Annotated in this window: 22 protein-coding genes and 3 tRNA genes; 12 read left to right on the top strand and 13 right to left on the bottom strand. The window is 36.7% G+C overall.

Features of this window, described 5'->3' with window-relative positions; genetic code table 11:
• Positions 1 to 37 precede the first annotated feature (37 nt).
• The 5 genes from purH to IAE19_RS06235 all read left to right on the top strand — a co-directional run bounded on the left by purH (position 38) and on the right by IAE19_RS06235 (position 5,999).
• Complete coding sequence (purH, locus tag IAE19_RS06255) at positions 38 to 1,612, top strand: bifunctional phosphoribosylaminoimidazolecarboxamide formyltransferase/IMP cyclohydrolase (RefSeq protein ID WP_200460075.1); 1,575 nt, start codon at positions 38 to 40, stop codon at positions 1,610 to 1,612.
• Positions 1,613 to 1,748: 136 nt separating this feature from the next.
• Entirely contained in the window at positions 1,749 to 3,038 is a 1,290-nt protein-coding gene (gene purD / locus IAE19_RS06250) for a phosphoribosylamine--glycine ligase (protein WP_200460074.1), read from the top strand.
• 305 nt (positions 3,039 to 3,343) lie between these two features.
• Entirely contained in the window at positions 3,344 to 4,213 is an 870-nt protein-coding gene (locus tag IAE19_RS06245) for a MetQ/NlpA family ABC transporter substrate-binding protein (RefSeq protein ID WP_200460073.1), read from the top strand.
• Positions 4,214 to 4,281: 68 nt separating this feature from the next.
• A complete protein-coding gene (locus IAE19_RS06240; RefSeq protein WP_200460072.1) occupies positions 4,282 to 5,307 on the top strand; it encodes a methionine ABC transporter ATP-binding protein in 1,026 nt (341 codons plus the stop codon).
• The gene (locus tag IAE19_RS06235; RefSeq protein ID WP_200460071.1) at positions 5,304 to 5,999 is read left to right on the top strand and encodes a methionine ABC transporter permease; all 696 of its coding nucleotides are present in this window, start codon (positions 5,304 to 5,306) and stop codon (positions 5,997 to 5,999) included. The genes IAE19_RS06240 and IAE19_RS06235 overlap by 4 nt, the downstream gene beginning before the upstream one ends.
• 64 nt (positions 6,000 to 6,063) lie before the next feature.
• Here the strand turns inward: IAE19_RS06235 and IAE19_RS06230 are convergent, their stop codons facing one another.
• Together IAE19_RS06230 and IAE19_RS06225 are read right to left on the bottom strand one after the other, a co-directional pair.
• A complete protein-coding gene (locus tag IAE19_RS06230) occupies positions 6,064 to 6,936 on the bottom strand; it encodes a histone deacetylase (RefSeq protein ID WP_200460070.1) in 873 nt (290 codons plus the stop codon).
• A gap of 15 nt (positions 6,937 to 6,951) precedes the next feature.
• Complete coding sequence (locus IAE19_RS06225; RefSeq protein WP_200460069.1) at positions 6,952 to 7,920, bottom strand: hypothetical protein; 969 nt, start codon at positions 7,918 to 7,920, stop codon at positions 6,952 to 6,954.
• Between the two features lie 321 nt (positions 7,921 to 8,241).
• Here IAE19_RS06225 and gloB point away from each other — a divergent pair, with 321 nt between their 5' ends.
• Positions 8,242 to 8,973, top strand: coding sequence for a hydroxyacylglutathione hydrolase (gene gloB, locus IAE19_RS06220; protein WP_200460068.1), 732 nt, complete (start codon positions 8,242 to 8,244; stop codon positions 8,971 to 8,973).
• A gap of 392 nt (positions 8,974 to 9,365) precedes the next feature.
• Positions 9,366 to 9,569 carry a hypothetical protein gene (locus IAE19_RS06215; protein ID WP_120369011.1) on the top strand — a complete coding sequence of 68 codons (204 nt, stop codon included), beginning with the start codon at positions 9,366 to 9,368 and terminating at the stop codon, positions 9,567 to 9,569.
• Between the two features lie 435 nt (positions 9,570 to 10,004).
• On the opposite strand, the gene IAE19_RS06210 is transcribed toward IAE19_RS06215, so the two are convergent.
• The 3 genes from IAE19_RS06210 to IAE19_RS06200 all read right to left on the bottom strand — a co-directional run bounded on the left by IAE19_RS06210 (position 10,005) and on the right by IAE19_RS06200 (position 12,395).
• On the bottom strand, positions 10,005 to 11,303 hold the full coding sequence (locus IAE19_RS06210) for a dicarboxylate/amino acid:cation symporter (protein WP_200460067.1): 1,299 nt from the start codon (positions 11,301 to 11,303) through the stop codon (positions 10,005 to 10,007).
• A 542-nt stretch (positions 11,304 to 11,845) separates the two neighbouring features.
• Positions 11,846 to 11,930, bottom strand: a tRNA-Leu gene (locus tag IAE19_RS06205).
• Between the two features lie 255 nt (positions 11,931 to 12,185).
• Positions 12,186 to 12,395: a cold-shock protein gene (locus IAE19_RS06200; RefSeq protein ID WP_200460066.1), complete on the bottom strand. Its 210-nt coding sequence runs from the start codon at positions 12,393 to 12,395 to the stop codon at positions 12,186 to 12,188.
• 500 nt (positions 12,396 to 12,895) lie between these two features.
• Between IAE19_RS06200 and IAE19_RS06195 the strand changes: the two genes are divergently transcribed.
• Entirely contained in the window at positions 12,896 to 13,171 is a 276-nt protein-coding gene (locus IAE19_RS06195) for a hypothetical protein (RefSeq protein WP_200460065.1), read from the top strand.
• Positions 13,172 to 13,555: 384 nt separating this feature from the next.
• On the opposite strand, the gene IAE19_RS06190 is transcribed toward IAE19_RS06195, so the two are convergent.
• The 5 genes from IAE19_RS06190 to IAE19_RS06170 all read right to left on the bottom strand — a co-directional run bounded on the left by IAE19_RS06190 (position 13,556) and on the right by IAE19_RS06170 (position 17,412).
• On the bottom strand, positions 13,556 to 13,771 hold the full coding sequence (locus tag IAE19_RS06190; protein WP_200460064.1) for a transposase: 216 nt from the start codon (positions 13,769 to 13,771) through the stop codon (positions 13,556 to 13,558).
• Positions 13,772 to 14,786: 1,015 nt separating this feature from the next.
• Positions 14,787 to 14,860, bottom strand: a tRNA-Trp gene (locus IAE19_RS06185).
• Positions 14,861 to 14,923: 63 nt separating this feature from the next.
• Positions 14,924 to 15,008: transfer RNA gene (locus IAE19_RS06180), tRNA-Leu, on the bottom strand.
• Between the two features lie 103 nt (positions 15,009 to 15,111).
• Positions 15,112 to 15,906, bottom strand: coding sequence for a protein kinase domain-containing protein (locus IAE19_RS06175; protein WP_200460063.1), 795 nt, complete (start codon positions 15,904 to 15,906; stop codon positions 15,112 to 15,114).
• Positions 15,907 to 15,912: 6 nt separating this feature from the next.
• On the bottom strand, positions 15,913 to 17,412 hold the full coding sequence (locus IAE19_RS06170; RefSeq protein WP_200460062.1) for a DUF3336 domain-containing protein: 1,500 nt from the start codon (positions 17,410 to 17,412) through the stop codon (positions 15,913 to 15,915).
• Between the two features lie 160 nt (positions 17,413 to 17,572).
• On the opposite strand from IAE19_RS06170, the gene IAE19_RS06165 reads away from it, so the two are divergent.
• Both IAE19_RS06165 and IAE19_RS06160 read left to right on the top strand, forming a co-directional pair.
• Positions 17,573 to 18,451, top strand: a complete 879-nt coding sequence (locus IAE19_RS06165) for an ATP-binding protein (protein ID WP_200460061.1) — start codon at positions 17,573 to 17,575, stop codon at positions 18,449 to 18,451.
• Between the two features lie 285 nt (positions 18,452 to 18,736).
• On the top strand, positions 18,737 to 20,464 hold the full coding sequence (locus IAE19_RS06160; RefSeq protein ID WP_200460060.1) for an amidohydrolase: 1,728 nt from the start codon (positions 18,737 to 18,739) through the stop codon (positions 20,462 to 20,464).
• Between the two features lie 84 nt (positions 20,465 to 20,548).
• On the opposite strand, the gene IAE19_RS06155 is transcribed toward IAE19_RS06160, so the two are convergent.
• Together IAE19_RS06155 and IAE19_RS06150 are read right to left on the bottom strand one after the other, a co-directional pair.
• Positions 20,549 to 21,175 (bottom strand): YidB family protein, encoded by a 627-nt coding sequence (locus tag IAE19_RS06155; protein ID WP_200460059.1) that lies wholly within the window; start codon positions 21,173 to 21,175, stop codon positions 20,549 to 20,551.
• Positions 21,176 to 21,284: 109 nt separating this feature from the next.
• Positions 21,285 to 21,746: a DUF6231 family protein gene (locus tag IAE19_RS06150; protein ID WP_200460058.1), complete on the bottom strand. Its 462-nt coding sequence runs from the start codon at positions 21,744 to 21,746 to the stop codon at positions 21,285 to 21,287.
• 32 nt (positions 21,747 to 21,778) lie between these two features.
• Here IAE19_RS06150 and IAE19_RS06145 point away from each other — a divergent pair, with 32 nt between their 5' ends.
• Positions 21,779 to 22,648 (top strand): DUF2797 domain-containing protein, encoded by an 870-nt coding sequence (locus IAE19_RS06145; RefSeq protein WP_200460282.1) that lies wholly within the window; start codon positions 21,779 to 21,781, stop codon positions 22,646 to 22,648.
• A gap of 32 nt (positions 22,649 to 22,680) precedes the next feature.
• On the opposite strand, the gene lpxB is transcribed toward IAE19_RS06145, so the two are convergent.
• Positions 22,681 to 23,880, bottom strand: coding sequence for a lipid-A-disaccharide synthase (lpxB, locus tag IAE19_RS06140; RefSeq protein ID WP_200460057.1), 1,200 nt, complete (start codon positions 23,878 to 23,880; stop codon positions 22,681 to 22,683).
• Positions 23,881 to 24,106: 226 nt separating this feature from the next.
• Between lpxB and IAE19_RS06135 the strand changes: the two genes are divergently transcribed.
• Positions 24,107 to 26,239, top strand: coding sequence for a TonB-dependent siderophore receptor (locus tag IAE19_RS06135; RefSeq protein WP_200460056.1), 2,133 nt, complete (start codon positions 24,107 to 24,109; stop codon positions 26,237 to 26,239).
• The last annotated feature ends 2 nt before the right edge of the window (positions 26,240 to 26,241 follow it).

The raw sequence follows: 26,241 nt of genomic DNA, 5'->3' as shown, positions 1-26,241 counted from the left end.
TTGTTTTAATCTGTAAACTTAAACCGTTGACTTAATCATGACTATTAAACGTGCTTTAATTTCTGTTTCTGATAAAACAGGAATTGTAGAATTTGCTCAAAATCTTGCAGCTTTAGGGGTAGAAATTTTATCTACTGGCGGTACATATAAGTTGCTTAAAGACAACAATATCGCTGTTGTAGAAGTTTCTGAACACACGGGCTTCCCTGAAATGATGGATGGTCGTGTAAAAACGTTACACCCTAAAATTCATGGCGGTATTTTGGCTCGTCGTGGTCTGGACGAAGCAGTCATGCAGGAACACAGCATCGATCCAATCGATTTAGTGGTGGTAAATCTTTACCCATTTGCAGCAACTGTTGCTAAACCAGATTGTTCTTTGGCAGATGCCATTGAAAATATTGATATCGGTGGTCCAACTATGGTTCGCGCTGCGGCGAAAAACCATGCTTCAGTTGGTATCGTAGTTAATGCGAATGATTATGCTACTGTAATTGCAGAGCTTAAAAACACGGGTGCATTATCTTATAACACTCGTTTTGATCTTGCTGTAAAAGCCTTTGAACACACTGCACAGTATGATGGCATGATTGCCTCTTATTTAGGTGCACGTGTGGGCAAAATAGAAGGTGAAGCAGATTTATTCCCACGTACGTTTAATACTCAACTGGTTAAAGCCCAAGATTTACGTTACGGTGAAAATCCACATCAATCTGCTGCGTTTTATGTTGATCCTGCTGCTAAAGAAGCATCTGTGTCAACTGCAAAACAATTACAAGGCAAAGAGTTGTCTTATAACAATATCGCCGATACAGATGCAGCACTTGAATGTGTTAAATCATTTGCCAAGCCTGCTTGTGTAATTGTTAAACATGCTAACCCTTGTGGCGTTGCTGTTTCATTAGACGGTATTAAAGCAGCATATGATTTAGCATATGCAACAGATACAGAATCTGCTTTTGGCGGCATCATTGCCTTTAACCGAGAGTTGGATGTAGAAACTGCTCAGGCAATCGTAGATCGTCAATTTGTCGAAGTCATTATTGCACCAAGTATTGCAGATGGTGTACTCGAAGTGACTGGTGCGAAAAAGAATGTTCGCGTTATGGTTTGTGGTGAGCTTCCTGCTATTGATGAACGCACTCCGCAGTTAGACTATAAACGTGTCCATGGCGGTTTATTGGTGCAAGATCAAGATTTAGGCATGATCAAAGCCACTGACCTGAAAGTTGTAACGGAACGTGCACCCACTGAACAAGAGATTGATGATCTAATTTTTGCTTGGAAAGTTGCAAAATACGTGAAATCAAATGCCATTGTTTATGCAAAAAATCGTCAAACCATTGGTGTAGGTGCAGGACAAATGAGTCGTGTAAACTCTGCACGTATTGCAGCGATTAAAGCCGAACACGCTGGACTGGTAGTTGAAGGTGCGGTCATGGCATCGGACGCATTCTTCCCATTCCGTGACGGTATCGATAATGCAGCCAAAGCAGGTATCAAATGTATTATTCAACCTGGCGGCTCAATGCGTGATGAAGAAGTGATCGCAGCAGCGAATGAACATGGTATTGCCATGGTATTTACGGGTATGCGTCATTTCCGTCATTAATTTGCTTTATTATTCTTAAAGTATAAGAAATTTCTTTGACTTTAAGCTGATCGCCCTCTTCTATTGAAGAGGGTCTTCTACATAAGAATCGTGTAAAAGTCCGGATCAGTTTGTGGATTCATGGAGTATGAACCCAATGAATATTCTTGTTTTAGGTAGTGGTGGTCGTGAACATGCTCTTGCTTGGAAAATTGCGCAAGATGCTAAAGTCTCCAAAGTTTTCGTTGCCCCTGGTAATGCAGGTACAGCAACCGAAGACAAATGTGAAAATGTTCAAATCGATATTTTAAATAATCCAGAAATTATAAATTTTGCAAAACACAACCATATTGATTTAATTATTGTTGGCCCTGAAGCACCTTTGGTCAACGGTATCGTCGATGCGGCGCGCTTGGCAGATTTAAAAATCTGGGGGCCGACTCAGTACGCAGCGCAACTTGAAGGTTCAAAAGCATTTGCTAAAGACTTTCTTAAAAAACACAACATTCCAACTGCCTTTTATGACGTATTTACCGAAGTCGAAGCTGCTAAAGATTACATTAAAAAACATGGTGCGCCTATCGTAATCAAAGCAGATGGCCTCGCTGCGGGCAAAGGTGTAATTGTCGCAATGACTGAAGACGAAGCATTTGCTGCGATTGATGACATGCTAGCTGACAATAAATTTGGCGATGCAGGCTCACGTGTAGTCATTGAGCAATTTCTTGCAGGTGAAGAGGCTTCCTTTATCTGCATGATCGATGGCCAAAATATTTTACCAATGGCTACCTCACAAGATCACAAGCGTATTTTTGAAGGTGATCAAGGTCCAAATACGGGTGGCATGGGCGCTTACTCCCCTGCTCCTGTAGTCACTTCGGAAGTCTTTGATCGTGTTATGACTGAGATCATGCGCCCGACGGTTGAAGGTATGGCTCGTGACGGTCACACTTATACGGGTTTCCTATATGCAGGTTTAATGATCGATGATCAGGGTCAACCGCGTGTTATTGAATTTAACTGTCGTTTTGGTGATCCAGAAACACAACCAATCATGATGCGTTTAAAATCTTCTCTGGTGGAGCTGGTTGAAGCGGGTATCGAAGGTAAACTCCCAACGCAGGCTGAATGGGATGAGCGTAAATCGATTGGAGTGGTACTTGCTGCCGAAGGTTATCCTGAAACTGTACGTAAAGGCGATGTCATCTCTGGTCTGGGTCAATCTCCTGAAGGCACCAAAATTTTCCATGCTGGCACCACTGTAAAAGATGATGGTCATGTTATTACTGCGGGTGGTCGTGTACTCTGCGTTACAGCATTAGGCGATACAGTATTAGAAGCACAGGTAAATGCACTGGAAGTTTGCGGTCAAGTAACTTTTGCTGGCATGCAATATCGTAGTGATATTGGATATCGTGCCATTGCACGTGAAAAAGCAGATCACTAAGTATTTTTAGACTTCCTTTTGATTCACGGATCGAAAGGAAGTTTTATTTTATAAATGTACAGCTACTTAATGAAAAATATTAAATATTTTAACCAAACACTTCAATCTTATACTCTAACTTAATAACCATATCAGAAATTATTAACCAATTACCCTTTTTCTTTTTGACATATAACAAGATATCTTTATACTCACTTTTTTTGATTTAAAAGCATTTTTTGTGCTTAAATTTCAAGCATAGCAATTCTCTATTTGGCTTTCACTCTTAGATTGATTTAGCCTGACTAAATCCAGGAACTCAAGCAATGAAAAAACTATTTAGTGTTTTTTTAAGTATTGCAGTCGTTGTTCTCGCAGCTTGCTCAAAACAGCCTGAAGACAACAAAGCTGCTGCACCTGCAAATGCTTTGCATAAAATTACGCTTGCTTCTAGCGGTTCAGATACAGATATCTGGCGTTTTATTGCAAAACTTCCAGAAACCAAGCAAGCTGGCATCGAACTTGATGTGAAAAATTTTACCGACTATGTTTCGATGAACACAGCCGTTGCAAATAAAGAAATCGATGTTAATGCGTTTCAATCTTATGCATATCTAGTAGCATTCAATGCGGGTAATAAATCTAAAATTGCACCGTTGGCGACTACTTATTTAGAACCGATGGGTATTTATTCCGATAAAATTAAAAAGCTTGAAGATTTTACTAATGGTGCAACCATTGCCGTTCCAAACGACCCTGCCAATGAAGCCCGTGCATTATTATTACTTCAAACTGCTGGTTTGATTAAGTTAAAACCTGATTTTGATGTGGCTAAAGGCTCTCCCGCTGATATTATCGAGAATCCTAAAAAATTAGTGATTAAAGAAATTCCAATGGCGACTTCTGTACGCGTAAAAAGCGAAGTGGATGCTATTGTGTTAGGAAATGTTCTCGCAATGGAAGGTGGTCTAAATGTACTAAAAGACTCAATTTTCCATGAGCCTGTAGATCAATCGACCAAAATGAATGTGAATGTACTTGCTGTAGCTGAAGATCGCCAAAATGATCCTGAGCTATTAAAACTTAAAGACCTTTATCATTCTGAACCTGTGAAGCAATTCATTCAGGAAAAATTTCAGGGTACAAAAGTTGATGTGAACGAACCAATCAGCTACCTGACTGGCGAAAAACAGTAATATAATACCTCCTTCACAAACAGGCACACTGTGTTGCCTGTTTTTCTTTTTTTAGCACTCTAGATCTTATGATTGAATTTAAGAATATTTCCAAGTTCTACACACAAAATGGGCAAACCATTCCAGCGTTAGATCAGATTAACCTGACCATTCCCGCTGGCAGTATTTTCGGCATCATCGGTTATAGTGGTGCTGGTAAAAGTACTCTTGTACGATTAATCAATTTACTGGAACGTCCAAGTGAAGGTCAGGTCATCGTCAATCAAAAAGAGATGACAGCACTGAGTGCTAAAGATTTGCGTAATGAACGTACTCATATTGGTATGATTTTTCAGCATTTCAATTTATTACAAACCAAAACAGTCGCAGAAAATATTGAAATGCCCCTGCTACTTTTGGGTGTAGATAAAACCAAACGTCAAGCACGTCTGGAAGAACTACTGGATTTTATTGACTTAAAACATAAACGAAATGCTTTTCCTGATGAACTTTCGGGCGGTCAGAAGCAACGAGTTGGTATTGCACGTGCTTTAGCGAATCATCCAAAAATCCTATTATGTGATGAAGCAACTTCTGCACTTGATCCACAGACCACAAAGTCAGTATTAGATTTGCTTAAAAAAATTAATGAAGAACAGGGAATTACGATTGTTGTTGTAACCCATGAAATGGATGTCATCGAACGCATTTGTGATCAAGTAGCAGTCATGGAAGCAGGTAAAGTTATTGAACATGGTCAGACGGTACAGATTTTTAGTCATCCTCAACATCCGACCACAAAAACTTTTATACAAACCGTTTTTCAGCAACAATTACCACGTAAAATTCTAGATAATTTGCCTAATCAAGGCATTGATACCATTTATCGATTACAATTTTTGGGAAAATCAGCACATCAGCCAGTCATCCAAACTGTAATCCGTGAATTCGATATCGATTTTAATATTCTGTTTTCAAATATGACTGAAATTAATGGCACCGTGATTGGACAAATGTTTGTACAAATATTAGGGAATGTGGAAACGGTGGCTAAAGCGGTCGACTACATGAAAAAGCATGATGTCCTGATCCACCAGGCGGAGAATGAACTATGAAAGATTTAATTGTTCATTGGCTAACCGTGATCACACAACCCTTCTGGACAAGCCCACTTGGTATGGATCAATTTGTTGATGCCATGCAGGAAACCATTCAAATGGTTTTGCTGTCATTTATCTTTGGTGGTATCTGGGGGTTAATCCAAGGCGTCACTCTGGTGGTAACACGTGACAAAGGTATTTTGCCCAATAAAACTCTTTATCATGGCTTAAATCCTATTATTAATGCTTTACGCTCTTTACCCTTTTTTATTTTAGCCATTGCTGTGATCCCATTAACCAAATGGATCGTCGGATCATCAATTGGAACATGGGCAGCAATCGTGCCATTAACAATTTTTATCGGCCCATATATGGGGCGTTTGATTGAAACCTCATTGCTTGAAGTTAATGATGGCATTATCGAATCTGCACAAGCCATGGGCGCTACACCTTGGCAAATTGTATTTAAGTTTATCCTACCCGAAGCGCGTAGTTCGCTCATTTTAAATATGACCACAGCGACCATCAGCTTGATCGGAGCAACTGCCATGGCAGGCGCTGTGGGCGCAGGCGGGATTGGGGACTTGGCATATTCATATGGTTATCAACGTTTTGATAGCAGTGTCATGCTACTCACAGTCATTGTATTACTGGTATTGGTACAAATTGTGCAATCGCTCGGCAATTGGCTCTCAAAAATTCGCTAAATAAGCTTAAAATTTAGTACAAAGGAGCTTTATAAGCTCCTTTTTATTTATAAACAATACGTGTTTAGAAACCTGAAAAATAGACCTTATTTGCAGCAATAAATGTATTAACATGTAAGGGCACTAAATCTTCTAGAGGTTGGTAGCCGCCCGCCAATACAAATAAAAGCGGAATTCCCTTCTTTTTTGCCATCTCGAATACATGTTGATCTCGCTGATAGAGCAATTCTGTCGTTAACCATTTTGAGCCATATTTGTCTTTTTGATGACAATCCATGCCCGCCTGATACACGATTAAATCTGTCTGATAACGCTCAATTAACTCAAAACTTTCATTTAAAGCTTCTAAGTATTGCTCAAAATCTCCATGCCTTGGATGAATGTAACGGGTAAAATTTCGACTATTGGCACGACAACCAAAGCGAATACCAAAAATTCCAAAATTAATGAGATTTGCTAACTTTGTGGTAAATTGTGCTGTTCCATCTCCCCCATGTTGATCGCAGTCCAACACAAAAATATTCTTCTTCGGGTAATGTCTAGCAATAAGTGCCAATCCATTAAAAGTACAATATGCTGCACCAGATTCATAACTTGCATGATGAAACCCCTGCGCAATATTGGCTGCAATACCTTCTTTAAAAGCAATTTCTGCAGCCACTAATTGACCAGCCTGAATCGACAATATTGCATCACGTAATTGTGAATTCCATTCACGAAAACCCTGTATTGACGCTTCGGGCTGTTTGCCACTGATGAATGCATCTACATATTCAGGACAATGTAATAATTTAAGTAATTCCACATCAATCATTCCGGGATCAACACAACTCACTAATTGTTTTTGTTCTAGAGCTTCGGCAACTGCACTCAGTTTTTCCATACTATTCGTATGTGTACGTGCATAATAACGGGGTGAATAGCAAGCTTTAAGCATAAACGGCAACCCTTTTTAGATTTGTTCCTGAGCAACCGCCTTTAATTGGCTTAATTCAGTACTTTCTGGTCGAAACAAACCATTTTGAACCTGCTGTTTAAAATGATGGCTAAATGCTCTTGCCCGATTTTCAGGAGAAATAACCAAGGTAGTTAGCCGCAAAAACCAAAACCCCTCAACGTCTGTAATTGACATGATATTGCCCTTATAGTTTTTATTGGCTCGTTTAGGAATGCATTGTGCATCATAACTAACTGAAAAAAGACAACCCGCAGGTAAACGAACGCCATTCATAATCAGGGGTTGCAAACTAATGCATGAATGATTATCACCCATGTTTAATTTTTCAATCATGATAGGCTGTTCATGAGAATCTATAAAAATATTAATCTCGCCCTGTCGCAGTAAACGCCGATGGGCCACTTTTAGAAAGAACTTTTCAGCTAAAGGACATGAACCAACTTTAGGTTTCTCATTTAGTGTTTTAAGTTCAATCCAACCATTTTGTTCAGCCGATTTAGGTAAAATAATATCTTCAATCAACTTACAAATCAGGACACTTTCTTCAAGTTGCATGTGTTGATGCAACTCTCTAAGTTTCGCCTGAAAACCACTTTCCTGTAATACTGCTTGATGAAACTGCTCCCCTACACCTTGAATATTTAGACAGTTTTGCAATCCATCATGCTGGTCCAAGTTACGCCAAGAGTGAAGCGCTATTTGATAGGAAGAACTTTGATTGAGAAGTATTCTTAACAGCTTAGTCTCATATTCCGAAAAAATTCGCAAATCCTGAAAGTTTTGATGATCGCGAGCTTGATTGACAATTTCTGCAATCACACGTGTTGCCTGAGTATAACCACAACCTCGCCGTTCGGTCTGATGGCTATAATGCTCATTGAGCATTTCTGTCAGTTTCTCAGAAAGAGGATATAGATAAGTCTTGAATATTTCGACAATTTCATGATCTTGCACCCCTGACATGCAGCTCTCCATTCCTTACTGTATTGGGTAGATTATTATTAGAATGACGTATTTTATGATGAAATAGATCTTTCGATACATTAATTACTCATTTCCATATAGCACATCATAGAGTTATAAAATTTTTAAATCTATAATAAAATCATAAAATTAAAACCAAAATTCTAACCAGATTATTATTTTAGATGAGAATGATAAATTCATCACTATTAAAAATTTAAACATCAAAAGCTAAGCAAAGTTTGTTCTAAATATCTGCTATGATAATTCTGAAAAATAGATCTTCGACACATAAACTGTTATTTAATTTAGGATAAAAAAATGCGTTATCAGGTTCACTTTATTGATGTCCAGAATGATTTAAAAAATTATATATGGATGCTTGAAGATACAGAAACGCAAGAAGTTATCGCAATTGATCCAACCGAATCAAAACTGGTGCTGGATTTTTGTGATCGACATCAATTAAAACTGACTCAAATTTGGTTGACTCATTGGCATAAAGATCATATTGGAGGCGTTCCCGCTCTGATTGCCAAGCAGCCTATCCCAGTTTATGGCCCTCGTGAAGAATTAAGTAAAATTCCTTTTATTACACACGCTCTCCAACATGAAGATCAATTTAAATTTAATCAATTAAATATCGAAATTATTGCCACACCAGGCCATACCTTAGGCCATATTGTTTATTTTATAGATGAAATCGACTGTCTTTTTTGTGGAGATACTTTATTTTCAATGGGTTGTGGTCGAGTTTTTGAAGGCACATTTGAACAAATGTATCATTCTTTGAATCGTTTAGCGGCGCTACCGCCTCGCACAAAGGTTTACTGCACCCATGAATATACCCTTGCAAATGCCCAATTTGCATTAACAGTTGAACCACATAATCTTGCCTTACAGGATCGCGCAGAAAAAGTTCAGAAGCTCAGTGAAAATCATCAAATTACATTGCCTAGCACTATTCAGTTAGAGCTCGAAACCAATCCCTTTTTACGTACAGATAGTGCAGAAGAATTTGCCAGAATACGTACATTAAAAGACCATTTCTAAGTTATTAATTTAAAAAAGTCTTCATAACTTGCATTGCTTGGTGAAATTTTTTTTAGTCCAAGCAATGTATGGTTTTAATTTTATTACATAGGAAATATATTTTTACATCTATTCTAAAAGAAATATTTGGAAACATTTAAAAAAGAAATTTGAATCAATTTTTTATAATCTAAATATTATATTAATAATCAATAAATTAAAAAATGATGAAATTTGACATCTTGTAAATGGGATTTAGAAAATTCTATAGAACACAAAAAATGATCATTCATTTGAATAATTTGATTAGGATTAAATAAATTGAAAAATTATTACACAGTTTGCCCCTTTAAAAAATTTGAACTTACCCTTATTAATAAACTATTGATGTAGATGATATGGAGAACATCCTAATGAAAAAAGTGGTCAAAGCTAAAAATTTAATTGCATTTCGTATTTGGTTGGAAAAGCTTGGATATTCTGTTAAAAACTTGGCGGATGGCAAAGGCTTTACCTTTAGTTTTAAAAAAGAATACGGTTTGGTGACCTGTGATCTTGCGGGTAATAATTTAGCGATACAACTAGGTGAAGAGTTTGAAGATCATTTGAAAGCTTAGGTTGGATACGATTTATTTTTCGCGATAAAAAATTTAAAAATAAACTGAGTGAAAAACTTTAAAATTGAATAAAAGAAAAAGGTGTAAATAGCATCTTTATTGGTGCTATTTTTTATTTTTATCGATTTTTTTCTATTTAAATGGTACTGATATCGCGCTTAAAGCTTAAATTTTGCTATACATATATAATATTGAGAATAATTCTCATTGCATTACTTACATTTTTACTGTATAACAAAAATTCAACAATTATAAAAAGGTGGGGTTATGAAAACTGTAGAAGTTGTTCTGGTTTCCTCAACCATTTTCACACTTATGATCATGGTTTATTTATTTGGACAATTGGCTTATCGATAGATAAGTTGCTCTTTCATCTATAATGATAAAAATCAGACCTAAACGTTAAGTTTAGGTCTTTTCATTTTTGTACACCACTTAATCTTTAGGATTATTAACCAACATAAGAGAATCAACAACAGCATCTGTCTGTTCCTCTTCCTGCAATTCCTCCATTGCCTCTGATTTTGCGATTACAGCAGTTGCGATGCTGTTTCCAATCACATTTGTTGCTGTACGTCCCATATCTAGAAAATGGTCGATGGCCAAAATAAGTAAAATGCCTGCTTCAGGGAGCTTAAACATGGCTAAAGTCGCAGCAATAACTACAATGGAGGCACGTGAAACCCCAGCAATTCCTTTACTCGTAATCATTAAAGTTAGAAGAATAAGTGCCTGCTGCGAAAAACTTAGGTCAATATTGTAAGCTTGCGCGATAAAAAGAACAGCAAAAGCCATGTACATCATGGAACCATCCAGATTGAATGAATAACCTAACGGTAATACGAAGCTAGCAACCCGCTTGGGCACGCCAAACTTTTCCAATGCAGTCATGGTCTTTGGATATGCAGATTCACTGCTTGCCGTTGCAAAAGCCAGAACTGTTGGCTCACGTACGTCTCTAAGTAAACGGAAAACATCTTTTTTAAGGAAAACATAACCCAAACCAATTAAACACGTCCAAAGCAACATTAAACCGATGTAAAATTCACCAATAAAAATACTATAATCAATCAGTAACTTAGGCCCTTGTAAGGTAATTGCTGAAGCGATCGCAGCAAAGACCGCGACAGGCGCAAATGACATAACATAATCTGTGATACGAAACATGATTCGACAAAGTTCATCAATGAGTTTTGCAATGATTGTGCCCTCTTTACTCTGATGATGTACATATGCCAAAGCGGATCCAAAAAATATTGAAAAAACAAGAATTTGAAGAATTTCATTATTTGCCATTGCTTCAGCAAAGCTGCGCGGAAAGATATGCGTAATAAAATTTTGCAGACTCAAATTGGTTGCAGTTACACTCACATCCACGTGTTCAACCGGTATAGTCAGATTCATACCAGCACCGGGTTGGAAAAGATTGGCCAATCCCATCCCAAGTAATAGCGAAATAAATGATGCACTTACAAACCATGTCATGGCTTTTAAGGTAATTGAACCCAATGAAGATGATTTTCCCATTGAAATCAAACCTGAGACAATAGTGGCAAACACCAAAGGAGCAACAATCATTTTAATCAATCTGAGAAAAACATCGGTCAGAATTTTAAAATATGATGCTGCTTGGCCCGCCTGTGCAGAATCCATACTACTATGACAAGCCCATCCTACGAATACACCCGATGCCATAGCAATCAAAATATATTTCAGTAGTTTTTTTTGATTCATAAAATTATTCCCTTATTTCCGTTAGTAAAACTAACGTACAGCCCTATAACTTTTTTAATATTGATTAATTTAAATTTATAAACAAAAAACTTCGCTTTTAAATAAAATTCTCGTTTATCACAAACTATTCAAGATTTAATCAATTTGAAAAAGTTTCTACTGTTTTTAAAAGAAATAACAATGCAAAAAATGAATTCACTATGCAAAAAATGCATAACATGAATATTCAATAATTCTATATATTTTAATGATTTAAATTGGTGCAATGTAATTTTATTGTGCATCAAAATAAGGATGAAGAGATTTAATATGAGGCACCTTTAATGATTTTCTTTATTAAGATTAAATTAAATTGCAATAATTGAAATGTGAAATTATTCTAATGATTTAAAGCATTAGATTTGCCTGATCGATCAATTTAATTTACATTTCTCTATATATAAAAAAACCTGCAATTAAGCAGGTTCTTTTTAATTAGATTCAATCTAATTTTAAAACTCATCAAGCCGAAGTAATTTATTTACAAACTCAATGAATTAATATGGTGGGGGCGAAGAGACTCGAACTCTTACACCTTGCGGCGCTGGAACCTAAATCCAGTGCGTCTACCAATTTCGCCACGCCCCCAAAACTGGGATTTTTCAATCTAAATTTTGCAAAAAAACATTTTTTGCTAATTGCGCTATATCACGCTACGAAACGAATTCTAGTCGTAATCCATATGCTATGCAATCCCAATTTTATAGTATTTGACTAGATTTTAGGCTTATATAGCAAAAAAAATGACAAATGTTCAAAAAATTATCAGTTCTATAAAAATTGTATTTTTAGGACTTTCATAACAATAAAAGCACCCGAAGGTGCTTTTATTTGAATCAAATCTTATTGAGCAATGATATTCACAGCGCTTGGGCCTTTTTGACCATTAACGATACTGAATGAAACACGTTGACCTTCATGCAATGTTTTGAAGCCAGAGCTAGCGATTTCTTTAAAATGAGCAAAAACATCTGGACCAGAATCTTGCTGAATAAAGCCAAAGCCTTTAGTTTCATTAAACCATTTTACTGTGCCAGTTACGGTATTAGACATAATCTTACCTACAAATTTTAATAATTTAGCGTCATAATGACAGATTTAACATGGAAAATGTAACAAATTGAGCTGAAGAATCTAAAAAACGAAGGATTATGAATAACACTGCGATACTTAAAGAAAAATTTAACTAATATGCCATTTTTCTAGTCACTTCATATGATACATCAATTCATCTAAGATGTATACATTTTTTCAATTTAATTTATCGGACTTTCCTAATGAATAATTAGGAGTTGAATACGGCATATAAAATATAATCTAAAATTAATATTTTCACATATTGTAAAATATATTTTATTTTACATAATACTTAATAATTTATAAGAAATAAAGGGATTCATGATATAATTTATTAAATACAACCCGCCTATTAATTCCATACTTTTTCATGACTAGCCTACTGACCGATTAAATTTTTAAAATTAGACATTAAAATTTATTTTCTATTTTTTAAATACTTAATTTATCAATTTATATTTAAAAAGGATAAAATAATGTCTAACTCCATAATAGTAAACTATTTACTTATTATTCAAGACGACAAAGAAAATATAAGAAAAGTTATAAAAATTAAAGAGATAAGCTTTGATAAGTTTACGCTGTCTGAAACTAATGAGTGGTTATGGATTTTTGAAGACACTCAAGAGTTTTGTCCATTTGAATTATGGGAATTTATGAACCAATTAAAAGTTAATGACGGCTTGATCTTCAATCATATTATTTACAAAGTTATAGAGGTCTTTAAAATGAGCACCTTACGATATTCATAAATTAAGCTAACTGGTACAATTAATTTTTATTTAGGAAAATGATTCTGAATATAAATGTACATTTTGGAAATTTTTAATCAACTTAAAACACCCCATTAGATCAGATTAAATGACTATAACGTGAATAAATAAAGTTACTCTTGAGATTGAGAAAAATTTAAAGATAATTTTACAGCCGTGCCAGGCCTGTGATTATTTAGAGCTATCCACAACGCCTTTGCTCTATTCTAAAAGGCCATAAGTCATGACTTTTTCTATGTCTACTTCAAAGGTTTGCAAAACATTGTCAGCATAATAGACAAGCTTAAACCTTGAAGTAGTGTGATTAATATGTTTCATTAACATGAATGGTTGCTCTAATTAATTCTATTGACCCAAAATAACTTACAATTTGTAGAGTTTATTTAATTCAATATAGAACGATTTCCCATCTAGATTTAATTTCATCTTGGCTCCAGATTCAAGTTCGACCTGTTTAGAGACTTCAACTAAGATCTGGCCGTTCAAGTTATTTTGAACCATCTCAAAAGGAATGATATTCACTCGAATAACATCACCATTTACTGCTTTGGCTGTAGTCCAGCCATTCATAATATTCATTATAAAACCCATAAATATGAGCTTTTGTAATCAGAAAAAGAATTAAATTACATTTATCCAGAAGGATAGCGATAAGTTAAAGGCTGCTCGCCTAAGATCTAAAACAGTTACATCAGCTAGTGAGACACATGTGTGTCGATTTTAATCATAAGATTAATGCTAAATAACAATCTGAAATATATGGGATTGTTATTATGACCAATATGTTTAATCATGCGATGTGCATAGGGATTTGAATTTGAATAAAAAATATCGGTTACTTTTATTATGTCTAGGAACACATGCCCATTAACAACTCAAACCTACTGTATCTGAACAATTTCGGTCAGCTATATCTTAACATCAATCATGTATATTTACTAATTTTAAATTTTTTAAAAATTTGATAAAAAACCACGTGAGTATTTATTCCGTGTTTCTTTGAATCAATCACACTGCCTTAATCCCCTACTTATCTTTTTCCATTAAAATCGCAAAATTAAAAAACTAAAATGCCTTATATCATTATCATAAATATAAATTTGCGCTGCTTTCTTTAAGTTATTCAGTAAGTTGAACATTACCGATAAGAATTCGATTTTTAAGGACAATTTACACTCTCCAAAGCCATAGAAAATCATGCAAGCCATTTTATAGAAAAAATAAACCCAGTTATTTATTTGATTTGATACAGATTTATATGATAAGCCCTGTCCCTTATGATATTAATGCTGTTTAAAGGTGACATTAGCATTTGTTCTGAGTTTTTACTGCGCATACATGTTAAACACGCCTTGTAGTTAAGTGGAATCTCAAAAAATCTCTACTATTTTTACATCTGTTTCTTCAAGTAATATGACCACTTTATCTGGTCAGCGATCAAAAATTTTAAACCCCGCCTTTTATGCGTATTTTTTTATTTTCTGAATGTCATTTTTATAATGTTATTACGCGAGTAATTTGAAGAGCGCCGATCATGAAAAATGTGGCAATAAAAAAGGTGCTTCTAATAAGCACCTTTTTTACTACTAAATTCTGGCAGAGGATCAAGGACTCGAACCTTGACGAACGGTTTTGGAGACCGTCATGCTACCATTACACCAATCCTCTACAACTTATAACTTGAAGATCTTCTTCTCATTATAAATAAGCAAGATATTTTCTTACTTAATATGGTGGGGGCGAAGAGACTCGAACTCTTACACCTTGCGGCGCTGGAACCTAAATCCAGTGCGTCTACCAATTTCGCCACGCCCCCGATGGCTGTGTATATTATAGAGAAGGTAGGATCGTGACAAGTATTTTTTATAAAAAAACCAATTGGTTGATTAAATAAAAAACAAATCAAAAACTTATGTTTATTATATCGACAGTTTTGTGGAGTTAAGTACGTTTAATGCCTGATTTACATCATTAAACCGCGCATTTCTGTGCTTGCTTAGTAAACCCTTTAATAAAGGAGAAAAATATTGTAAATCTGTAGGCAGCTCTATTTGGAATTGCTGACAATGTAGAATAGCCCATTGCGTATAATTACTGGCGCTAAGTCGCTGCTGAGTGAGCCATTCAAACAATATAATCCCCAACGCATATAAATCACTTTGAATCGTCTTTTGTTCGCCATGAAATAACTCAGGTGCCATATAATGAGGTGTCGCTGTCATTTCAGTAGAATCCATACTGTTTACTTCCTGACATTGTTCAAAATCAATAAGATAGACATTATTCTGATATTGCACGAAATGTTCAGTTTTTAAATCTCCATGTATCCAGCCTGATGCATGAAGTTTGCCAAGTGTAAGTAACGCGCTTGCTATATATTGCTTAATTTTGTTCAGCGTCAGACCAGAGACCGAATGATTAAAATATAAATCAGCATGAGGTAATAATATTCCCCAGGGATAAAGCTTTTCTGTAAAAGAATTTTTTACCTCAATTAACTGAACAGGTAATACGAAATCAGCAGAACCTTTCATTTTGCGGTAGAAATTTAGCTCTTGTTCAAAACCAACTCTACTGCCCATAGAATGAGAGTCTTGTAATTGTAGTTTTAACCAAAAGTTTTGCTGTCGATATTCAACAGTATATAGTCTACGACCTAGTACTAAACTTTTGGGTTTAGTGTGTAAATTTAAATCTTTAAAATGTTCAAACATTGCTAATTAAACAGTTGTTTTGGTCAAATGTTGTTGTTCCTGATATTGCAACATTTCCAGACAATGCTGAATGGTTTTACCAATACGCGCATGAATCTCAATAGAAGAAATTTTCGGCCACGTGGCGCGTTCTCCTTCTTGCTGTAGGAGCTTAAAGAGCTGAGGACGTGGATTCTGTAGCATATAACCATAATTCCGCAGGTTAAAACCCCCAATAATGTTTACATCGCCATAATAGCGCTGTCCGACAATACCATATCCATGATCCAGCAAACGTCGTACAGGTGGCACACGTCCGAGTCTTTCACGAGTAAAGTCCATAAGTCCCATTGCTACTACTTTGCCCTGACGGCGTAAAATCCGCTGAGGCCAGCTTAACAGGTCTTTACGATATCTAGATTGATCACTTTGCATAAATGGAACCACATGCGGATTGACCTGGCTGGCAATGGTGTAGTTTAAATTGTATAACCGTGCCATTTTTTCCTGTGGAAAATCACTGCGTACGCTGCCATCTACCCATTTTGCATTGGCCATATACGGCGTATATATTCCATCGTAACGTTTGCTGGTCAATCGAACCGGAGGAAATAATACAGGAACCGCACAAGAAGCTAAAACCGCACTCCAGACCATGAGATTAGGTGCAGTATAAGCATTCATAATACGTGGATTTTGTGATGCATCATACGGAGCAACTGCCACATTGGTATGCAATCCAGATTTTTTATAAGCTTCGGCAAAGGTCAAATCCCCTAAATTTTCAATCAAGAAATTTTTTAAATATTTGACATCCGCAAGCCCCCCATCGCCTTTTAAAATGTCAGATAGCCTTCTAAAGTGAAACGCTTCTGAAAAGAACTGCTCACCTTTTAGAATATCTGGAATATCTGCGAGTCGAGAGGTTCCAAGCATACCCGCCATGATAGCGCCAGCACTCGACCCTGAAAGTACTTTGGGCATTAAATCCTGTTCCATTAATGCTTTACATACACCCGTATGAAACAGCCCTAATGTTGCCCCGCCTGAAAACATAAGCGCAGGCTGTCCATAAGCCTTTTGACAGGTTTCAAAAAAATGAATTTTTTGTGGAATTGATAATGTCTGACAGGTGCTTATTGCTATAAAAGTTAAACAATGGCTCACTTCTTCGACATAGTCTTCAATTAACTGTTTGGTTCCCACATAGCTCACAGTGAATAACATGGGATGACCAATATTCGCAATATCATGAGTCAAACCTTCTTGCAAAAGATAAAGTGCGTCTAATACTCTTTTTTGATTGCGATATTTACGTAATAGATTGAGACGATAAGAAATAACTTCAGCGTTAAAATAAGGCGAGCTATTATCATATTTCCACTCTTGCGATCCCGTTTCTTCGTCGAGCTTTAAAGCGATAGATTTCCACTCATCATAAGATTCAGCATTTTTTAATTGATATTTCAGCTTTTTTATACGATGTAGCTGATGTGAGTTCATATCCTGTTTAAGTTTTCCCAACATACCAAGTCAAATCCTGATTCTGGATAATTCTATGCACTATGCAAGCGGATCAACGCAGGGTCAATTGCCAAAATGTTCGGTTCATCTATACGCAGGTTTATTTTGAAACCTTATAAAAGAAATTGTATGATCATGTTGCAATGACTATAAAGGAATCAACATGGCAAATTTTGAACTCCCTGATCATCTGATTCAGACACTTTCTCTGGTGTTAAAGCAGTTGCATCAAACCTTGCCAGACGTTCTTCAGGAGCCAGATTTCGACGCGCCAGCCTTTAAATGGCAAAACAAACAGCTCATCCCCATTTATCAACCAAAACAGGTTTTTTTGGAGGACTTACTCGGTATTGATCTGCAAAAACAAAAGATTATCCAAAATACATTACAGTTTCTTGAAGGTTTGCCAGCCAATGATGTCTTACTGACAGGCTCGAGAGGCACGGGTAAATCCTCCATTGTGAGAGCGCTTCTGACTCAATACGCAGATCGTGGGTTGCGTCTAATCGAGATTGAGCGTGATGATCTTTCTGACTTACCCCTTATTCAAAAAATTATTCAAAATCGATCTGAAAAATATATCGTTTATTGTGATGATTTAGCATTTAATGCAGAAGATGAAAATTATCGTAGTCTCAAAAGTGTGTTAGATGGTTCTCTACAATCTGGTTCCAGTAACTTTATCATTTATGCGACAAGCAACCGTCGTCATCTTTTACCAGAATTTATGCATGAAAATACGCCTGTTCTCAAGGTAGATGTTCCTCAACATACTGAACTACACCCACAAGAAGCAATTGAAGAAAAAATTTCCCTATCAGATCGCTTTGGTTTATGGCTTTCATTTTATCCTATGAATCAGGTTTTATATCTTGAAATTGTTGAACATTACATTAAAAAATCAGGCTTGGATTTTAATGATGACGTGCGTGCAGAAAGCTTGAGATGGTGTCAGTTAAGAGGACAACGCTCAGGTCGCGCTGCTTATCAATTTTCCAAACACTGGATTGGAGCACAGTTGTTACAGCAAAAGTTATTTTAAACTTATTTACACACATACAAAAAACGGATGTTCAGATATAAATTGCCTGTCATTGAAAGTGATATTTGTCAAAAACACAAAATCTTATAACGAATCACTAGACAGGCGTATAATCGGCAATAATATTTAGAGCGTACAACAAAAATAGCTCAACTTATCCTTATCACATCTATCAATTTTAAATAAAATCCACTATAAAAATAAATATATTCCGAGGAATATAAGTATAACTAATCCTTATAAATTCAATATAAATCATCACAAAAATGCCAAGGGTGCTAAAATATGAAAATTGATCAACGCATGCTTTCTATGTGTTTATTTCTACCTTTGCTCATCGGTTGCTCAAGCTCTCCACCCAAAAATCAAGTCTATTTACATCCAAGCCAACTGTATTTTAATGGTGACATTATTACAATGACTGGTGATCAACCCCAGTATGCGGAAGCAGTTCTGGTTCAGGATGGAAAAATTAAATTTGTAGGACCACTCAATCAGGCAAAACAACAAGCAAGCATCATCACGCCTATCGATTTGAAAGGAAAAACATTATTACCTGGTTTTATTGATGCGCATGGTCATGCCTATAATGCGGGGATTCAGGCTATTTCAGCTAATCTTCTGGCTCCGCCAGATGGTTCAGTAACCGATATCGAATCCATTATTTCTCAATTAAATCAATGGAAAGATAAGAATCAAAATTTGGTGGGTAAATATAAATGGATTATTGGCTTTGGTTATGATGACTCTCAATTAAAAGAGCAACGACACCCGACGGCTGATGATCTGGATAAAGTTTCCACCGACTATCCTGTTCTTATTGTTCACCAATCAGGACACTTGGGCGTAATGAATCATAAGGCCTTGGAATTGGTTGGATATAATGCACAAACGCCTGATCCTCAAGGCGGCATCATCCGTAGAGAAAAAAATTCAACTCAACCGAATGGTGTTTTAGAGGAAATGGCATTTTTTGGTCCATTATTTGCCACTATGGCAAAGTTAGATCAAGATGCTAATGACAAAATTGCTTTAGCAGGCATGAATTCCTACCTCAAATTCGGTTTTACTACATTACAAGAAGGTCGTGCCACAGCTGAAGCCTGTAATACTTGGCGAGAATTAGGTCAAAAGAACGAACTGAAAGTAGATGTCGCGTGTTATCCAGATATTCAAGCACAACTTCCATATATGGAAAAAACAGGGGTTCAGAAAATATATGATCATCACTTTCGAGTGGCTGGGGTAAAATTATCTCTGGACGGTTCTCCTCAAGGACGTACTGCGTGGTTGACTAAACCATATACTCATCCACCTGAAGGACAAAACAAAAACTATGTGGGTTATCCAGCTATTCCAACTGAAAGTGAAGTCGATAAACTTGTAGATACAGCATATAAAAATAACTGGCAAATTTTGACGCATGTCAATGGTGACGCAGCACTGGATGAATACATCACTGCTGTAGATAAGGCGGTTAAAAAATATGGTTTAAAAGACCGTAGAAGTGTTGCAATTCATGCTCAGACTGCTAGATTCGACCAACTTGATCAAATGAAAACTTTACATATCATCCCATCTTTTTTTTCTATGCACACCTATTATTGGGGTGACTGGCATCGCGATGTAACTCTTGGTAAAGACCGTGCATATAAGATCTCTCCTGCACAAACAGCTTTAAATAAAGGTATGATTTTTACAGAACATCATGACGCCCCAGTTGCATTGCCTAATAGCATGATGATTGTATTTACCGCGGTAAATCGTACGAGCCGTTCTGGAGATATCATTGGACCAGAAGAAAGAATTAGCCCTTACAATGCTTTACGTTCAATCACAACATGGGCCGCCTATCAATACTTTGAGGAAAATCAAAAAGGAACGCTAGAACAAGGAAAGCTTGCTGATCTAGTGATCCTTGACCAAAACCCACTCAAGATTAAACCTACTGAAATTAAAGACATTCAGGTCTTAGAAACCATTAAAGAAGGGAACGTGGTGTACACGAAATAGTATTTTATATCTATTTTTTCAATGAGATTGAGGTATTTCTGGGATTGATCAGCAATACCTCAAAATGATAACTAAAGACAGTTTTTATTTCTTTAAAAAACTTCCAACCATATTGAGTACATTTTGTATGTCTTGATTGGCTTCTTGGTGACTGGTCTGATCACCCTGTGGTGTCAATGAATTAATAATTTGCGGTAAAACCGATGAAATCGCACCATAAATATCCTGTTTAGGTACTTGAGTCTGTTCTGCCACTTGTTCTACATCCTGATCATCAAATAATTGCTGAACATTTGCAGCAGGAACATTATTATTCGTTTGCTCAGGATCTACCCAGCTTTGTACTTGAGATCCTAGACCTACGTTTCTGAGTTTATCTAGTGCGCCTTGTAAACCTCCCTGTTTTTGAATCCATGCCAAAATCAAGGGGACCACTGCAATTAGTAAAGCCTGTGTAGAACCGCCTGAGGTATTCGTCGAGCTTTGCGTATTGTTCCCCACGCCAAATTGATTCAGCACCGAGCCTAAAATACCCCCCAGTCCACTATCAGTATTTTGATTTTGAGAATTGGTCTGATTTTGGGATGGTTGATTCGTACCTAACTGGCCCAAAACCGAACCCAAAATACCACCCAAACCGCCTTGAGAAGATTGTTGACCACCTAATGCCTGTTTTGCCAGCATCTCAACAATATTGGTTAAATCCGTCATATTATGTTTATCCTGAAGATATGAGTTCCTTCTTCAGCATAGACTAGATCAGAGCAGCTTTCCAAAAGACAAATTGTTTATTTTTGCAAGATAAACTGCCTCTCAAATATTACCAGCGAAACTTATCCCAATTCTCAGGATTTGCCCAAAATTTAGAATTAAACCAGTCAGGTACGTGCTTATAAGTCAAAATATTAAATTGCCACAAGGCAAAGTCTGCTTCATGAGAGGTTTTATCAATGAGTTGAGTAAAACCCAAAGCACGAAGCAATTTTTCATCTTGGCGCTTACTCACCACCACGATTCTTTTTGCCATCAGGTCACGCAGTTTTACCAAAAGTTGGGACTTTTCGATTTCTGATATTGTAATCGTTAATGGCGTATCAAAAACTACAAAACCGAGGTCATAACGCTGACTAAAAGGCAGATTTAAAAACTCATTTACGTTAAAATAGTGCCATTGGATTGCGCTATTTTGGTCAATATTTTGACCTATACAGAGTGCAGTATGTATGGGCTGTTCACTTGATAAATCGTCTAGCATAGAAGTGATGACATTTAATTCAGCCATAACTGCAACCTTTTTTGATGTGAGTTAAATTGATGGAACTACAAGGCATTTGTCATAAAATGCACGCAGCGCTCAAAGACTGTAGTGTAACTGATCAGCACGTAAGCAAGGCAAATGTTGAATACAAATTTATATTAGACCGTTCAGAAATTGATCTACCATTCGTTCCAGGTCAAGACCTTGAAATAGAATGGACAGGCAATATTTACTGTACGTCTTGTGGTGCCAAAACACCAAAATCCTATTCTCAGGGACATTGCTTTAAATGCTTTAAAACCAAAGCGTCTTGTGATTTGTGCATTATGAAACCAGAAACTTGCCATTATCATCTGGGCACTTGCCGTGAAGATGATTTTGCTCACAATGTCTGTTTTCAGCCACATATTGTTTATTTGGCAAATTCCAGTGCGCTTAAAGTCGGGATCACCCGTGTGAACCATATGCCTGGGCGCTGGCTAGATCAAGGTGCGACACAAGCCCTGCCAATTTTAAAAGTGGGTTCACGGCGTTTATCAGGTCAACTCGAAATTTTGTTTGGTACTCAAATCGCAGATAAAACTGATTGGCGAAAACTGTTAAAGGGTGAAGCTGAACCACTAAATTTGCTCGAACAGCGTGATCAAATTATTGAAGAATTTGCACCCAAAATTCAGACCATTCGTGAAGAATTTGGACAGCATATTGAATTTAATGAATCAGTTGAACTACTGGAAAATGAACAACCACGTGAGTTTGTATATCCAGTAGAACAGTATCCAGAAAAAATTAAATCATTAAACTTAGATAAAACGCCCAAGATTCGTGGTGTATTACACGGGATTAAGGGACAATATCTAATTTTTGATATCGGTGTAATTAACGTTCGTAAATACACAGGTTATGAGCTTATTTTAAGAGCTTAAAAGGATCTAGCTGAGGAAAAAGGGAGTGTGAATCACTCCTTTTTCTCACTTTGAACTGGCTGTTCAAGCAAAGTTAAAATTGCTTGAACAGGATCTTGCGTATCACCAGAAATGAGACGTTTATGCATCGAAAGATGCTGCATGGACTGAATCTTAGATTTTTCTATATCCATTAGCGATTCAATTTCCTGCGCTAAACGTTCAGGTGTGGCTTGTTTCTGAATTAACTCTTCAATCACTTTTTTACCCGCAATAATATTCGGTAAAGAATAATAGGGAATTTTGACTAACAACTTGGCAATAAAATAAGTCAAAGCATTGAGCTTATAAAATGTCACCATTGGCCGATGCAAGAGCATGGCTTCTAATGTTGCCGTACCTGAAGCCAAGGCTACAATATCACTGGCGTTCATAACCATTCGACCAATTTTTGATTCTGTATCGGTATGTTCAAGAATATGTAATTTGGGAATAAGCGCTGGATCGCTTTGCTCGACACTTAACTCTATTTGCGTCTTACGTGCATCATTAATTGCAGGAATCAAATATTCAATATCTGGATATTTAGTGGATAAAATTTTGGCGGAACCTAATAACAGAGGCAAAAGGCGTTCGACCTCCCCTCTACGACTTCCTGGCAATAGAGCAACATATGGTTTCTCAGGATCAAGTCCTAAATCTCGCTTTGCATCCTGAATAGGATTATTTAACGGAAGTTGTTTTGCCAAGGGATGTCCGACAAAAACCGCGGGTACACCATATTGTTCATAAAAATTCTTTTCAAAAGGAAAAAGGCACAGCACGAGATCAATTGTTTTCTTAATGCCATAAACCCGCCCTTGACGCCAGGCCCAAACTGAAGGACTTACATATTGTATGGTTTTAATAGGTAAATTTTTTTCTTTTAGGGTTTTTGAAAGTCTTAAATTAAAATCTGGCGCATCGATTCCAATAAACACATCAACAGGCTGCTCAGTCCAGACTTCAACCAAACCATCTCGTACAGCAAATAATTTTTTGAGATCTTTTAAGACTTCAATAATTCCCATCACCGACAATATTTCCATCGGATAATAGCTTTTAAAACCTTCAGCAATCATTTGCGGTCCACCAATGCCCTCAAATTCAGCATCAATGCCTTGCTCACGAAAACTTCGCATAAGTTTTACGCCCAGTGTATCTCCTGAGACTTCCCCAACCACAATGCCGACTTTTAATTTTCGTGTAGACAATTGCAAACGTCCTGCATAAAATTCCTAACTGATATCATCTTAACATACTGGTTTTATAATCAAGAAATTCCATAAGTTATCTGGAGTTTTCTTTTTTTGTTACATAAGCGTATCTAAAATTACATTCAGAAATATCATTACCATCATAATTAACGATGACGATTAGATTGTAGCAAGTTCTGCTAAATAATAAAATAAATGAGAATTATTCACATTACTTTATCTCATGAAACCATCCAACCCATCTTTGTTTAAGTTATCACTGATCACGCTGGCAATTTTTCAGGCGCATCTTGCATATGCTGAAGAAACAACCTTACCCGTGATTGAACTTCAGGCGGATGCTTCTGATAATCAAAGCTCAGAACAAACCAAATCCTATATTATCAAAAAAAGTAGCAGCGCAACCAAGCTCAATATTGATGCTCAGGAAACGCCACAGACCGTGAATGTCGTCACTCGTCAGCAAATGGATGACTTCAATATCACCGACACACGTGAAGTTCTTAGAAATACCCCGGGGATTTATGTCGCCAATCAGGAAACTGAACGTAGCACGTATATGGCGCGTGGATTTGAAATTTCCAACGTTCTGGTGGATGGCGTAGGTTTTCCTGCCGAAGGTTATAATTATCAAAATACCAATCCGGACACTTTTTTATATGACCGTGTTGAGGTTATTAAAGGTGCAGATGCAATTACCAACGCTTTTGGTGATCCTTCAGCCACTATTAATATGATTCGTAAACGACCAACCCAAGAGTTTCAGGCAAACGGCGCAATCACTTATGGATCATGGGATAAACAACGTTATGAAGCAGATGTTTCAGGCTCATTAACAAAAGATGGGCGTGTTCGTGCTCGTGTTATGGGTTTTGAACAAACAGGTGACTCGTATCTGGATCGTTATTCACAAGAAAAAAATGGCATTGCAGCTATTATTGATGCGGATTTAACAGACTCTACACTACTGACGATTGGTGCTAGTCAGGAAAAAACTTTATCAAATGGCGTAAACTGGGGCGCATTACCTTTACTCAATAGTGCAGGTCAACAACTCAGCTATGATCGTAAATATAACTATAGTCCAGACTGGGCTCACTGGGACAATACAGTTACAACAGCGTTTGCAGAGTTGACTCAGAAGCTTGGAGGAGACTGGAAAGCCAAAGTCACATTTACAAATAAAGAAACAGAATCTACCTCAAAACTTCTTTATCTTTCTGGCCTGCCTGATAGTAGTGATAATACCAGTGGTGTTTATCTTTGGCCTTCTGCTTTTGATGGTAAATACACACAAAAGCAAGCCGATGCCAATGTACAAGGCACCTTCCCTCTACTAGGTCAACGTCATGAAGCAGTTTTGGGCTATAGCTGGACATCTTATACAACCAAAGAGCAATCATATCCAGGTGCTTATGCCGATCATTTAACGACAGATCTTGCAAGCTGGACACCGAATGAACCAACTTGGGATTATTCTACACCCACTCAAGATAACTCATCTGATATTTACCAAAAAGTACAATCTGTATATGGTGCTACTCGTTTACATTTAAATGATGATTTAAAAGTATTACTGGGTGTGAATTTTATTCAAGCCATCAGCAAAGGTTATAATTATAGTTCCGAGGAACGTGCAGATTATAAAAAATCAAAAACGTCACCATACGCTGGTATCACTTATAATATCACTCCTGAATATACTGCTTATGCCAGCTATACTTCAATTTTCCGCCCACAAACTGGCCTAGATCAAAATTATCAAACACTTAAACCAATTGAAGGCGAAAGTTATGAAGTTGGGATCAAAAGCTCTTGGATGGAAGATAAATTAACAGGGACTCTTGCTGTATTTAGAACTGAAGAAAGTAATTATCCGTTACGCTCAAACGATATCATTACTCATACAACTCCTGTCAGTGACTTACGTTCACAAGGTGTAGAGCTCGGTCTTGCAGGAAAATTGACAGATGCTCTGGATCTGTCTTTTGGATATACTAATTTCAGTCTAAAAGATCTTAAAAATGGGGGCCATGCCAGAACTTACAGCCCTAGTCAGATGTTTAATATCTTAACAACGTATACTGTCCCTGCGCTTCCAAAACTTAAAGTTGGTGTAGGTGTGCAATGGCAGGATGATGTAAGTCTTTATAATGAAGATGTAAACGGTCTGATTAAACAGAAGGATTTTGCATTGGTTAATCTCATGGCAAGCTATGACATCAATAAACATATTTCCGTACAAGCCAATGGTAATAATATTGGTGACAAGAAGTATCTTTATAATTTCCAAGATTCACAAGGATTTTATGGAGCGCCCGCCAACTACAGCGTAGCTGTAAAATTTAAATACTAATT

Source organism: Acinetobacter sp. S40 (genome assembly GCF_016624705.1).
GTDB lineage: Bacteria > Pseudomonadota > Gammaproteobacteria > Pseudomonadales > Moraxellaceae > Acinetobacter.
The sequence above is the reverse complement of the archived record's forward strand: the minus strand, read 5'-3'. Positions and strand labels throughout refer to the sequence as shown.

Coding starts and splice junctions, on each gene's coding strand:
- IAE19_RS06175 (WP_200460063.1), bottom strand. CDS start 15,906: ATGTTTGAACATTTTAAAGATTTAAATTTACACACTAAACCCAAAAGT.
- IAE19_RS06235 (WP_200460071.1), top strand. CDS start 5,304: ATGAAAGATTTAATTGTTCATTGGCTAACCGTGATCACACAACCCTTC.
- IAE19_RS06145 (WP_200460282.1), top strand. CDS start 21,779: ATGGAACTACAAGGCATTTGTCATAAAATGCACGCAGCGCTCAAAGAC.
- IAE19_RS06200 (WP_200460066.1), bottom strand. CDS start 12,395: ATGTCTAATACCGTAACTGGCACAGTAAAATGGTTTAATGAAACTAAA.
- IAE19_RS06155 (WP_200460059.1), bottom strand. CDS start 21,175: ATGACGGATTTAACCAATATTGTTGAGATGCTGGCAAAACAGGCATTA.
- IAE19_RS06230 (WP_200460070.1), bottom strand. CDS start 6,936: ATGCTTAAAGCTTGCTATTCACCCCGTTATTATGCACGTACACATACG.
- IAE19_RS06215 (WP_120369011.1), top strand. CDS start 9,366: ATGAAAAAAGTGGTCAAAGCTAAAAATTTAATTGCATTTCGTATTTGG.
- IAE19_RS06195 (WP_200460065.1), top strand. CDS start 12,896: ATGTCTAACTCCATAATAGTAAACTATTTACTTATTATTCAAGACGAC.
- IAE19_RS06245 (WP_200460073.1), top strand. CDS start 3,344: ATGAAAAAACTATTTAGTGTTTTTTTAAGTATTGCAGTCGTTGTTCTC.
- IAE19_RS06225 (WP_200460069.1), bottom strand. CDS start 7,920: ATGTCAGGGGTGCAAGATCATGAAATTGTCGAAATATTCAAGACTTAT.
- IAE19_RS06165 (WP_200460061.1), top strand. CDS start 17,573: ATGGCAAATTTTGAACTCCCTGATCATCTGATTCAGACACTTTCTCTG.
- IAE19_RS06240 (WP_200460072.1), top strand. CDS start 4,282: ATGATTGAATTTAAGAATATTTCCAAGTTCTACACACAAAATGGGCAA.
- IAE19_RS06190 (WP_200460064.1), bottom strand. CDS start 13,771: ATGAATATTATGAATGGCTGGACTACAGCCAAAGCAGTAAATGGTGAT.
- purH (WP_200460075.1), top strand. CDS start 38: ATGACTATTAAACGTGCTTTAATTTCTGTTTCTGATAAAACAGGAATT.
- IAE19_RS06170 (WP_200460062.1), bottom strand. CDS start 17,412: ATGTTGGGAAAACTTAAACAGGATATGAACTCACATCAGCTACATCGT.
- IAE19_RS06150 (WP_200460058.1), bottom strand. CDS start 21,746: ATGGCTGAATTAAATGTCATCACTTCTATGCTAGACGATTTATCAAGT.
- gloB (WP_200460068.1), top strand. CDS start 8,242: ATGCGTTATCAGGTTCACTTTATTGATGTCCAGAATGATTTAAAAAAT.
- IAE19_RS06210 (WP_200460067.1), bottom strand. CDS start 11,303: ATGAATCAAAAAAAACTACTGAAATATATTTTGATTGCTATGGCATCG.
- IAE19_RS06160 (WP_200460060.1), top strand. CDS start 18,737: ATGAAAATTGATCAACGCATGCTTTCTATGTGTTTATTTCTACCTTTG.
- IAE19_RS06135 (WP_200460056.1), top strand. CDS start 24,107: ATGAAACCATCCAACCCATCTTTGTTTAAGTTATCACTGATCACGCTG.
- purD (WP_200460074.1), top strand. CDS start 1,749: ATGAATATTCTTGTTTTAGGTAGTGGTGGTCGTGAACATGCTCTTGCT.